The 12155-nt window shown below is 45.9% G+C and carries 13 protein-coding genes and 1 pseudogene; 1 reads left to right on the plus strand and 13 read right to left on the minus strand.

The annotated features are described in order from the left end of the window. Positions 1-41: 41 nt before the first annotated feature. The 13 genes and pseudogenes from DESLBE_RS04845 to DESLBE_RS04905 all read right to left on the minus strand — a co-directional run bounded on the left by DESLBE_RS04845 (position 42) and on the right by DESLBE_RS04905 (position 10974). Entirely contained in the window at positions 42-551 is a 510-nt protein-coding gene (locus DESLBE_RS04845) for a DinB family protein (protein ID WP_172625373.1), read from the minus strand. A 59-nt stretch (positions 552-610) separates the two neighbouring features. Next, a complete protein-coding gene (locus DESLBE_RS04850) occupies positions 611-928 on the minus strand; it encodes an SRPBCC domain-containing protein (RefSeq protein WP_144675391.1) in 318 nt (105 codons plus the stop codon). Between the two features lie 142 nt (positions 929-1070). After that, positions 1071-2126 (minus strand): acyltransferase family protein, encoded by a 1056-nt coding sequence (locus DESLBE_RS04855; protein ID WP_348981619.1) that lies wholly within the window; start codon positions 2124-2126, stop codon positions 1071-1073. 83 nt (positions 2127-2209) lie between these two features. After that, a pseudogene (locus DESLBE_RS04860) lies at positions 2210-2368 on the minus strand (DUF3102 domain-containing protein); the annotation flags it as partial. A 155-nt stretch (positions 2369-2523) separates the two neighbouring features. Next, positions 2524-3150: a C39 family peptidase gene (locus DESLBE_RS04865; RefSeq protein ID WP_144675395.1), complete on the minus strand. Its 627-nt coding sequence runs from the start codon at positions 3148-3150 to the stop codon at positions 2524-2526. Between the two features lie 175 nt (positions 3151-3325). Further along, on the minus strand, positions 3326-4024 hold the full coding sequence (locus DESLBE_RS04870) for an amino acid racemase (RefSeq protein ID WP_144675397.1): 699 nt from the start codon (positions 4022-4024) through the stop codon (positions 3326-3328). A 72-nt stretch (positions 4025-4096) separates the two neighbouring features. Continuing rightward, positions 4097-4798, minus strand: coding sequence for a hypothetical protein (locus tag DESLBE_RS04875; RefSeq protein WP_144675399.1), 702 nt, complete (start codon positions 4796-4798; stop codon positions 4097-4099). Positions 4799-5014: 216 nt separating this feature from the next. Beyond that, positions 5015-6112 (minus strand): tRNA epoxyqueuosine(34) reductase QueG, encoded by a 1098-nt coding sequence (gene queG / locus DESLBE_RS04880; protein WP_243131230.1) that lies wholly within the window; start codon positions 6110-6112, stop codon positions 5015-5017. Between the two features lie 153 nt (positions 6113-6265). Then, positions 6266-6625: a DUF5412 domain-containing protein gene (locus tag DESLBE_RS04885; RefSeq protein WP_015944004.1), complete on the minus strand. Its 360-nt coding sequence runs from the start codon at positions 6623-6625 to the stop codon at positions 6266-6268. 28 nt (positions 6626-6653) lie between these two features. Further along, on the minus strand, positions 6654-7304 hold the full coding sequence (locus DESLBE_RS04890; RefSeq protein ID WP_015944003.1) for a flavin reductase: 651 nt from the start codon (positions 7302-7304) through the stop codon (positions 6654-6656). A 5-nt stretch (positions 7305-7309) separates the two neighbouring features. Continuing rightward, a complete protein-coding gene (locus DESLBE_RS04895; RefSeq protein ID WP_144675403.1) occupies positions 7310-8905 on the minus strand; it encodes a CCA tRNA nucleotidyltransferase in 1596 nt (531 codons plus the stop codon). A 43-nt stretch (positions 8906-8948) separates the two neighbouring features. Then, a complete protein-coding gene (locus DESLBE_RS04900; RefSeq protein WP_005814621.1) occupies positions 8949-9830 on the minus strand; it encodes a YegS/Rv2252/BmrU family lipid kinase in 882 nt (293 codons plus the stop codon). Between the two features lie 31 nt (positions 9831-9861). After that, the gene (locus DESLBE_RS04905) at positions 9862-10974 is read right to left on the minus strand and encodes an aminopeptidase (protein WP_011459608.1); all 1113 of its coding nucleotides are present in this window, start codon (positions 10972-10974) and stop codon (positions 9862-9864) included. 150 nt (positions 10975-11124) lie between these two features. Between DESLBE_RS04905 and DESLBE_RS04910 the strand changes: the two genes are divergently transcribed. After that, positions 11125-12033 carry an RluA family pseudouridine synthase gene (locus tag DESLBE_RS04910; protein WP_144675405.1) on the plus strand — a complete coding sequence of 303 codons (909 nt, stop codon included), beginning with the start codon at positions 11125-11127 and terminating at the stop codon, positions 12031-12033. Positions 12034-12155 lie beyond the last annotated feature (122 nt).

Here is a 12155-nt window from a genome sequence, read left to right on the forward strand (position 1 = left end):
TCTGCATTACGCTTATAATGACTTGAAATCATATATGAAAACTATTTTGCACAGGTTCTATATAAAAATCGCCCATAACCTATTTCTGCTGCATTTTTCATTAATTCGCCGTTTAACCATAATGCAGTATCTGAAAAGTTCCTATCGGCTAATGGCCATTTGGCATATTGCTTTGACAAATAATCTGCGTCCGACAAATCGATTAAATGTGAAACCCATTTATCGTGCAGGAAGTTTATTGTTGCTTTTGCTTTTTCAACACTTCCTGGCCAAGGAATATCTTCTTTTTTTAAGGTGCCCTTACCAAAATTATAATCCAGTGCAGTGCTCCACCAATATATAATATGCCACAAAGTCCAGGCAATGCTGGGTGGACCAGACTCGTAACTTTCGGTTTCAGGCCAATCTATACACCAGCCTTCTTCCTGCTTGTATACCTGTAGTCCCGCGGAATTGAATACCCATAACCCCTCTGCTTCCTTAAGATCGTTCATATGATAAAGATAAAGCTGCCAGCACATGTCCAGCTGAAATAATATATTCTCTTTCATGATTATACCTCTCTGTTTACACCTGCCCATTATAGAAAAATTGTGATTAGATTTGCATTCTATGTTATTTTCTGATCCGGAAAACGGTCTGATACAAGATTTAAAATAATATTATGCTCAAGCAATGCCTTTAATCCAGAGAGGACTAACGCAAATCCCTCTGTACAGCCAATCACTTGTTCTACAATCTCATCACCATCTCCCTTAAACCCGGTACTCGAAATGCTAACGAAAGTAGCGTTATCTTCTATTGGTGTAAATAACCACTCCACCGTAGTAGACGTGCTAAACATACTCCATTCAACAAGTATACGCCTGTTTTGTTCAATTTTTTTGCACCAAACCTGTACAGATAAATTATACATTTCCCAATCCATATAGATAAGCAAAACCCAAGATTAAATCGGGTTAGTGTTTCATATGGAATAATGAGGTAAAAAAGATTTTTGAATTTGTCCAAACTATACGACCAATCGACCGGATAGCTTGGAATTTCAGCGACATTCTAAATTAGAGCCTTTATTTAATTCCAAATATCCATCGTGTAATACGGTTACTCTTGCAAATATTGTATGTGAGGAACGTTATGGGAACGCTGAACAGCAAAATCAAAGCGATCTGTAAGCCAACGTTTTGCGTGATGCGAAACACGAAGAAAGCGATAACAACGATCCATGATTGATGAAAAAGATAGACACCGAAAGACGATTTCGATAGATATCCGGTCAGCTTGGTCTGAAAATTCAGATGACGCCTTGCCATTCCTATAAAAGCAAGGATAACGATCCATGCATAAAATCCGGCGATTATGTCAAACAAATAGCTGTTTATTTCGTAAATGCCTGTCCCTGTCGCCAATATCAGGATAAATCCTGCAATAAAAATCGCCATAAGAGGCAAACGGCATCGTTCCGTTTTATCGAGCACGCTCTCCTGGGACAACACGAAATAGCCCAGCATGAAAAACGTGAAATACTCTCCGACACTTTTCCCACTGATGTCCAAAACAAACTGCATCAGCAAGGGGACAACAAACAGCACCAACAGCAGCGGCAAAGGGACGTTTTGTATATCAAACCGTTTCCTGTGTTTTTGATGATACAACATGAAAGGTAGCGCCAGCAGCGAAATAACGAACAAATACAGAATAAACCAAAGGTGTCCCGGTGTAAAGCCCCCGGCATATCCAGTTAAATCGGTTACCTTTGCAAAATAATTCCAATAATTTGCTGATCCATAATGAAACATCTCTGCCAAGTAGGTTTGGACGGGGATGATCAGCAGCATTCCAAATAGCAGCGGGACGAGCAGTTTTAGGACACGCTCTTTCAAATATGCGCCGCCTGAACGCTTCTGCAGTGCATAGGCTGAGCTCATACCCGCGATAGTGAACAAAACTGGCATCATCCAAGGCCATAGCGTATGAAGTATTCTGCTTAACCCATCTATTTCAGCTCCATGAATATAAAAACTCTCAAAATTATTATAAATCATAAATATATGATAGGGGAAAAGCAACAATACGACCATCCAACGTAGATTGTCAATATATAATTTTCTTATTTTATCCACCACCTTGATTTGAATAATATATGAATAATCTCAGTCCCAATTTCTGCTTTAAGTATGTGTGTAACAATTTATCTTTATTTTAACACTTAGAGGAATTTGTCGGGTTTCGTTGGTGGGGCTAATGATTTCTGCAATTCGCGGGCGGACATGGTTTCCACCTTGCTGTCTGCCATAAATTGCCCCAACTCTTCATCCGGGAACCCAAAGAGGATGAACCCCTGCATATACCCCAAATGATGCAGCGCTGCAACATTTGAACTTTAAAAGTCAGGGTCAAAAAAGATATCAACTAAAAATGAAATCAAGGCGAGCACTTTCAGACATAAGCGGAAATCAGGCACTAAACAAAAGGGCTTAAATCCCGGGGATTCAAGTCCTGCCAAAAGGCACAGTCCAATCGTCAGATAAAGTACTCTATTGTACTTTCCGCCGTTTTTTGGGTGATTTTATTGTGTAAGATAATCGCTTCCCGGGCATCTTTAGGTCCCAGCGCGTAAATTTCCGAACATTCCTTATTAAAATAGCTGAATGGAACCTTGCGATTCATTTGCATAGGTGCATCGGCAATGAGCTCAATACCCTCTTCCTCAAAAGGCTGTTCACGATAGTATGGATCAAACAGATAAATCCATTCATTCTCGTTATCTATACCTGTCAAAAGGACATAGTGCTCTTCTCCGTAATAAAGACGTACGACGACAACGCCTCCTTGCTGAAGCGCCATAACGATTTTACTTGTCTGGCCGATAAAGACATTTTCTTTAGTCAGATAAGCGATTTCAATGGGGAAATCTTTAGCCTTGCCGAATTGACACAGCCAGTTGCTGATAAACATCATGGCCATGGTGGAGGTCCCCTTTTTGCCGATCTCTCCCTTGTCATTATAGACATCCAGACAATAAAGCATAATATATTTAATGACATCGGGCGGTATTTCTTCCCGTTCAAAAAGAAAGCTGATGGCATTCATCATCGTTGTTGGCCCGCAGTCATATTCGGTCGCTTGATAACTTAACGGAACTTTCATTGGCCTCACCTCAATCCCAGGTAATCATTATTAACTTATTATACAAATATCAAGCCATTGGAACAACCAAGCAACGATAAATCAATCAACAAATCGAAAAAGCTCAGCATGTAGCCAAGCTTTCCATATTTTCCATTCCCGGTTAAACCCGGTGGCGAACATGACAAAGGGCATTTTATGTTTTTGTGCTGTCACCTAAGGTATAATTTAAAGCCATCTCACAATGCAGGTGCAAAGAATTTAACAATAGTATTTTGGCATCCTTGTCGCTTAAGAGCAATGGTAATTCAGTACAGCCCAATATAACTCCATCAACCGGATATCTATTAATAATTGCCAGGAAATCTTCCCTTGACTTATCTAATATAGTATTTAAAACAAGTTCTTTAAAAATAATCTGATCGATCAGATTTTGTTCCTCATCATTAGGGGTAATTATTTCTATACCATAGTTCCTCATGCCGTTTCTATAGAAATCGCTCTGCATTGTATACTTTATTCCTGTTAATAAAAGTCTTTGCACGTTTTTCTTCTGTGCTGCCCTTCCTACTGCGTCTACGATGCTTAATATCGGCGTACCAATGCGTTTCCTTACCTCAGCCAATACAGAATGAGGTGAATTGGCCGCCATAATTATAAAATCAGCACCGGCCTTTTCCAGACAATGCATAGAATACACAATATAGTCCTCATATTCCTGAAGTCTTAATTCATTTTCTAAATCAGTGAAGTATTGAAAATCCAGGCTATGCATAATTATTTCGGGATAATAATAATTGCCAAATCTCTCATAGTAGAGATTCATTAGTGTCTGATAGTATTTAATTGTAGATGTATGGCTGATCCCACCCAGTATACCTATTTTTTTCTTCATATGGTTTTTATCCTCCTATCTTTCACAACCAAAAGATTTATACTCAATTTTTGCCCATTTTTCGTAGTCGGCTTATCTGCTTTCACAGTATTTTTTATAAGCTGCTAAACGCTCACTAAGGTCAGCTGTTTTATCGTCGGTGAACCCCTCCTCCTCATCTAACCACCACAAAGTATCCTGCAAATGGGATTCATCTGCAAACTTCAGATTGCCATCCGTATTGAGCAAAACCACACTGTTTTCGAGATAAGCGTTTACCTTATGCATAAAGGCAGCAATTTCAGCGGGGTTGAAAGAAAGGTGAACCGGGCTGCCAAAATTTATATCAAAATAGACAGCGTTACTGTCGACTATGACTTCGTTGCCGGATGAATCGAGAAAAAACAAATCGTAGCGATAGTGGCACATTCCCTGAGACATATAAGGGGAATAGCGCAAAAGATAGTCTGCCCCATCCCATTGACATAGAAAAAGGGCAAGCCAGCCCATATGAGCCGTAGCAGCCTCTGTTTTCCATAGGATAGGATCTTCGGAATTGCCGATCTGCAATTCAAAATACTGTCCATTATCGAAAGCTATCACTTTTACCGTTTCCTTGATGCCATCGTGATTAAAATCAGCAATGGCTGAGAATTCTTCCGCGATTTCTCCCTTACCGCTGGGCAATTCATCCTGTTGAACATTGCTGTTTACTGTTGTTTCGCTTTGATTATGGCAGGCAGTGAGAGTCACTATTATTGCTACTATAATAATGGATGCAATCCACCGTTTCATATGCGAACCCCTTTGCTTTATATCGGTTTAGACACAGAACAATTCCGGCCATCAAAAAACCTTGCCTTTGATTATGAATATTTTACCATAAAAAAGAAAGCTGTAACATTAAACTTCATATTACAGCTTTCAAGATAATTCCGGCGGACCTGAAGGGCATCACCACGCCGCCCGAACAATCACCGCTGGGTTCACTTCCGGCAAGCCATGTACTGCCTACTCCTTATCCGCCTTACTGTAATAAGGTTGGATCAGCTTAGGGATATCCTGCCCGGCTCGTTCTTCTTCCCAGCTTGGCAGACGGGGATCCTGTAGATTCTTTAAGGCAAGATAAGCATTCCTTTGCAGGATCCCTTTACCCCTCCAGCCGGCTGCTGTGCCTCTCCATTGTTGATTGAATTGGCTTTTCGTCAGGTTCAGGGTATCCCAGAGGTCCACTCCTCTGCGGAAAGCTTTCTCCCCGCTTCCATCAGGCTCCTTTCCCTCCAGCACTGCCTTTCTCAATTCTCCTTGACGATCCCCTTTACTCTCATTCAGGATACTACATTTCCCTTCTTCGTCACATCTTAATCCGTTATGAGGACAGACTTCCTGGCAAGTATCACAACCAAAGATCCGCTTGCCTAAGGCTGTTCTTTGCCGCTCTGTCAGGGGTTCTTTGCTTTGAGTCAGGTAAGAAAGACATTCGTTGGCTTGAAAGTGCCTTGTTCCTAAGATTTGAGCAGGGCAGGCCCTGATACAGCGTGTACAATTTCCGCATTGCCCGGCAAGGGGCTCATCCGGTGGCAACGCTTTATCCAGGAGCATCAGCCCTAAAGCCACAAAGGAACCCTTCCCGGGAATAATCAGCTGCTGATTTTTCCCCAGCCAGCCCAGCCCGGCCCTGGTGGCCAAAGCCCGTTCATTGAGGGGGCCTGTATCCACCTGGATTTGAGGTATTTCCCCCCTCCACCCTGCTTCCCCGAGGGAATTGACCAATTGGTGCAAAGCCCGTTTCACCTGGCTATGATAATCTTCTCCCACCGCTGAGCGGGCCAGAACTCCTTCCCCCTTTTGGGGAGGAGCCGAATAAACCAGGGGATACGCTAAAACCACCACGGTCTCACAGGCCGGCCAAATTGCTTTAGGATCCACCCTTTTACGCAGTTCTTTCTCCTCAAAGGAGGTATGATACCCCTGAGCGCTGCGCTCCGCCAAAAACTCGTACAACCCGGCAACAGGTTCGGCATGAGTAAATCCCACCGCTGCAAAGCCTGACTCCAAAGCCAGGTGTCTAAGGCGCTCTTTCCACAGCATCCCTTCTTTTTGATCCACCGAAATCCCCCCTTTCTTCTGCACGCTAATAAACAAAGGACTCTGAATCCAGCTATTCAAAGTCCTCACTTCTCTCTTTTAATACCTTTATTCTATTTCATTTCAGGAAAAATCTCAAACCAATAGAGTCACGCGCTTGGGCCGAAATGAGCATTATTGTCTTCTGTAATCAAAAACATCATGGCGAACGTCAAGCTCAACTTCATTAATCATTACCGTGACATCATCCACCCAGGCGACGGCGGCAGTTTGACAAGGAGAATTCCAGTAGATATTTTTGGATTTGCTTGTTTGATTATTAGTCACCGTACATAAAACAGCATAATCCGTTGTCGCCCCGCCATTGTTTAGGTAAGCTGTAACAGTATAGGTGTTGTTAGGGGAAGCCAATTCTGTTAGTATGTCCTGCCCATTAATACGCTGTACGTCGAAAAATGCCCAATAGATACCATAGCCGGCTATCCCCATCAGCGCTATGAACATTATCGACACTGTTATTAGTTTATTTTTCATTCTGACTCCCCCCATAATCCAAGCGCATTTACTTGGTCGCCCTAAAATAGGCATAAGTCATTGGTTCAGCCTTTTGCCGAACTTCGGCACTTTTGACTTCTCCCAGGAACAGGGTATGAGTCCCCGCATCCAGCTGGCCAATCACTTCCGCTTCCAAGGTAGCCACAGCATTGTCCAGCAGGAGAACTCCGGATTGACCCCGGTGAACATCGGGTAAATCCTCAAACTTACTCCCCTCCCGTCCGGAGCGGTAACCAAAACGCCGGACATAATCATGGCCTTGCTGATTCAGAACAGACACCCCGAAGCGGCCGCTTTGGCTGATCAGTTCATGGGTATAGTTATCTTTATTGATGCCGATGGCTATCCGGGGCGGTTCGGCTGTGATTTGGAAACAGGTGTTGGCGCATTGTCCATTATCCAAACCATCAAAATGAGCCGTAATGATAAATAATCCATAAGAAATACTGTAGAGGGCCTGAATAATAGCCTGTTCATCGTCCAGAGCCGGTGCCGCCCCAGGCTGGTTCACCTTCCCGCTTACGCGGACTTCAGGCTGTTCAGTTTCTTCAAGTCTTTCAAATTGATCCGGGCCCGCCCCGCAAAGGGGACAACTTTCAGGGGGAGCTTCCCCTTCATGAATATAACCGCAGACGATACATCTCCATTTTGTACTCATACCCTTCACTCTCTTTCTCTCTTGGCATAATTTCTTCCTTTAAAATGCTTATATTCCTTCTCCAGAAATCCCGTGGTCAGAGGAATCCAATCGACACTGACAACACGGGTCTTTCTTAAGCTCTCTTTAAAATCCCCCCATTCTCTTCCCTTGATCTTATGCTCTTGGGCAAATTTCTCCAATTCACCCCACTCCAGTTCCTGGTGACGCTTTTGCACGGCCTTATTGGTCTGATGAAGCTTTTCCAGAAGCTCCTCAAAGATTTGCTCCTCCTTAGGCTCCCGCTTCTTCCCCCCATAAAAATCAGCCCGCCATAGTTCTAAAAGCTGATCAACTCTTGTCAAACGATAGGAGCGGCCGTCCCACCCTTTCTCCCAGACGAATTGCCTCACCTTCTGGTTCAGCTGCAGGGCACTGCCCTCGCCGCGGAGTTCCGCTATAAAGCTCAAGGTTCCACTCATATGATTTTCGATCAGCCATAGCAGCTCCTTTTCACCCCCCTCTCCTTCTTTACCTAAAACCATGGCCAAGCGAAAACGGGCTAAAATCTGACGGGTAAGGCGCCCGCTTTCTTTCTCATGGCCAAGAAAATGGCGTTTGCCATCCCGGACCCATTCGAATCCCCTGCGGCAGGAAGGGTCTTTGCGAATACGCTTTACCTGAATAACCTGAGGATAATGATCCAGACGGGTTCCATGTACTTCCACATAGTCTCCATGGTAGCGATGGAGCTGGCGCCCAAGAATCCGATACTCACCGATGTAATAGCCTTTATCTTCTGCCCAGCATTTCCCCCAGACATAGCACTCCCGACTGGCCACTTCCCATTTCCCCAGATCATGAAACAGTCCGGCCAAGCGCAGAATCGGCTGGGGCGGGGTATTGGCCAGCACCTGCAACGTATGCTCCCAGGCATCTTTAGTATGGTAACGGTTCTGGGCTAAGCCCTGCAGCCTCACCAGCTCCGGCAAGTATAGAGTCAAATACCCCAGTTCATTCAGCAGGCGGATACCTGCTGCCGGGTCAGCCAAGGTTAAGATCCGGCCCAATTCCTCAGAAGTCCGCTCACTGGCCACATGCTTTAACTCAGGCAGAAGACTTTGGGCAGACCTAAAGGTGTCCTCCTCGATGTCCATCCCGTATTGAACACTGAAACGCACCATGCGGAGAATCCGGACCGGATCCTCCCTAAATCGCTCCCAGGGATTGCCGCAAGCCCGCAGAAGTTTATTTTTCAGATCCTCTCTTCCTTGAAGAGGATCAATTAATTCTCCTGTCCGAGCGTCTTGAAAGACAGCATTGATGGTAAAATCCCTTCTTAAAGCATCTGCCTCAAGATCGCCGTCAAAGAAGTTAATATCCATGCGCTGCCCTTGCTGAAACACACTAAGGGTTTGATGCTTTGCCCCTATTTTCAGAGGATGATAGCCCCACTCCCGCAAATGCTTTTCCAGTTCCTCCAAAGGGATGGGGATGATTCCATCCACATCCTTGCCGGGGCGGTTGAGCAAGTGATCCCGGACGGTCCCTCCCACGATGTAAAAGGGGGTTATTGCGGATATTTTTTTAATTAGCTCTTCCTGATAGGAGTCCATATCCATCCCCCTTTCTACCGCTTAGTGTTAAGGGACCCCGGCGGGTCCCTTAACAAAGCACAGTAAGCTTGGGCCCCATCTTGATCTCCCAGGGACTTTCCGGTCCCCACTCCCCATCCAGATCCGAAAAAACAGGCCTTTCCGTAAATACTTTGAGTTCCGAAGTCTGGAATTGAAGGATTTGATCACTGCTTACTTTACCGCCGCCTACCAGATGCAGAAGCATACGCATGGTATCCGGCCAGCCACTATGACGAACGATGACAAAATCCAGTTTCCCGTCATTCAAGGAAGCTTTGGGAATCAATTGTCTGAACCCACCCACGGAAACTCCGTTGACCGCCAAAATAAGCATGGCTTCTTCGCTGATCATGGTTCCTTCCCATTCATATTCCACCTTGAAGGGGCGATAAGTGGGCAGGGTTTCAATACCTTTCAAGTAATAGGCCAATTGACCTAAACGGTTTTTGACATGAACATCCACCTTGGGTGAGACGTCGGTCAGCAAACCGGCACTAAACACATTGACAAAATAACGCCCATTGACCTGTCCCAGATCCATGGCAAAGGGGGAACCCTGTACAATCACTTGGCAGGCTTCGGAAATTTTCTGCGGCAGGCGCAGTCCGAAGGCTAAATCGTTAGCCGTTCCTACAGGCAGGATGCCCAAAGCCGGGCGCTGGGAGGAAGGTATCTTCATCAAACCATTGACCGCCTGATGAATACTGCCGTCTCCTCCGGCAATAACCAAGCGTTCCACATCTGTGCTCAGGGAAGAAGTGTGCTCAATATCTGTGGGGGATTCCGTCCGATGAAGAGTGACTTCATACCCCCCTTCCTGAAACACGCGAATGACCGTGTCCATCTCCTGGATTAAGCGACGGCGACCGGCATAAGGATTATAGATTAGACGAAGTCTCTTCCTATTCATTGAACATATCTCCTTTGGCAACGGGGTAGCTCTATTTCAGATTTTCCGGGTTAAGTCCCTGCAGTTCGGGGATCACGAAGCGGCCATCCTGGCGGATGAGGACATCGTCAAAATAGATTGCCCCGCCCCCGTACTCCGGCCGCTGAATGCAGACCAAATCCCAATGGATGGCCGATTTATTGCCATTATAGCAATCATCATAGCAATTTCCCGGAGTGAAATGGAAGCTCCCGTCGATTTTCTCATCGAAAAGAGTATCCTTCATGGGATGAAGGATATAGGGGTTGACCCCAATAGCAAACTCCCCAATATAGCGGGCCCCTTCATCCGTATTGAAAATTTCCTCGATGCGCTGGGTATCATTGGCTGTGGCCTTAACGATTTGGCCATCCTTAAATTCCAGTACGATATTCTCATAAGTAAACCCTTGATATAGGGCCGCTGTATTGTAAGAGATCCGCCCGTTCACAGATTCCCGGAGGGGTGCTGTATAGACCTCTCCATCGGGAATATTCATATGACCATCGCATTTAATCCCTTTCATTCCCTTAATGGAGAAGGTCAAATCCGTTCCCGGACCTGTAATCCGTACTTTGTCCGTCCGCTCCATTAATTGCACCAAAGGGTCCATAGCCAAGGACATTTTAGCATAATCCAGGTTGCAGACATCAAAGTAGAAGTCTTCAAAGGCTTCCACGCTGGTATTGGCCAGTTGGGACATGGAGGCGTTGGGATAACGCATAACCACCCATTTGGTATGAGATACCCGCTGCTCCATTACCGTTCTTAGATACTCTTTCTGATAGATGGTCATCTTGTCACCGGGGACATCGGAGAGCTCATTGGCATTTTCCCCTGCTCTGATGCCTACAAAGGCATCCATCTCTTTCATGCGGGCCAAATCCCAACGAGCCATGGCCTGAGCCTGCTCCTCGGTCATTCCTTTTAAAAGCTCCCGCAATAGGGTATGATTATTGACAGATAAAAAAGGATGTCCACCTGCCTCATAAGCATACTTTACCAGAGCCTGAGCCAGGGGAATCTCCAAGCCATTGACTTCAATCAGGACTTTTTCCTCCGGTTTCAGTTCAATAGCATAGTTGATAATGGTTTGTGCTAATTTTTCCATCCGCGGATCTTTCAATGATATTGCCTTCTTTCTCTTAATGTTCAATATGTGCCGCCAGCCCTATTTAGGCATATTTCTGTAATAATTCTATAGTCCTGCCGGAAATTCCTTTCTAAGGACGCCTACCACAAGACACCTACCACACGACAAGGAGCAGCATGCAGCATGAATCATGAGCAAGACCTTTGGACCTATACCCTCCAGCCCCAGGATGACGGAGTGAAATACCAGGACATCCTTTACCGCCGCTTCCATTTCTCCCGTAAATTACTCCAGCATCTGAAACAAGGAGAACGGGTCTGGGTCAATGGAGCGTTCACCTTTTTGACAACCCGGGGAAAAGCCGGTGAGACTCTGTCCGTCCAACTTCAACCCCCGGAAATCAATAGTATCCCCGGCGAAAACCTGCCCCTGGAGATTCTTTACGAAGACGACTATTTTATCGCCATCAATAAACCGGCCGGGCAGGTCGTTCATCCTACACCCCGCTATCCTGAGGGAACCATCGGCAACGCCGTTGTCGGCTATTGGCTGGCCAAAGGAGAAGCGCGCCCCTTTCGCCCCATTCACCGCATCGACCGCAATACCTCGGGAGTGGTCGTGATCGGCAAAAATCAGTTCGCTCACCAGCAGATGGCTTGGCAGCACGCCCATGGCCGCATTCACAAATGCTACCGGGGAATCGTAGAAGGCCTGGTGAAGGAAGACCAGGGCACCATCAAGGCCCCTATTGCCCTTGCCCCGGGCAGCTTTATACAAAGACAGATTTCCCCGGAGGGCTCACCTGCAGTCACTCATTACAAGGTTCTGGAACGTTACCAAGATGCCTCTTTGCTGGAATTTATCCTGGAGACAGGCCGCACCCACCAGATTCGGGTCCATTGCCAACATCTGGGGCATCCTCTTTTAGGAGACGACCTCTATGGGGGCAATCTGGCAAGAATAAACCGCCAAGCCCTCCACTCCTCCGTCTACGAGTTCAACCATCCTCTGACCGGTGAACTCACCACCATCCAAGCTCCTTTGCCCGAGGATTTGCAGAGGCTTCTGAGGGAACTTGCTGGGGTCGAGTAGCTTTACACACAACGCCCAGCTTGCTTAAGCCCAAGAAGCGGCCCAAGGATTTTGTTTTACAGGAAGGAAGCGAATTTAAGCGAGCGGAAACAAAACTTCGCGAAAAGCACGCAGTGGAGTCG

The organism is Desulfitobacterium sp. LBE, from assembly GCF_007830365.1.
GTDB lineage: Bacteria > Bacillota > Desulfitobacteriia > Desulfitobacteriales > Desulfitobacteriaceae > Desulfitobacterium > Desulfitobacterium hafniense.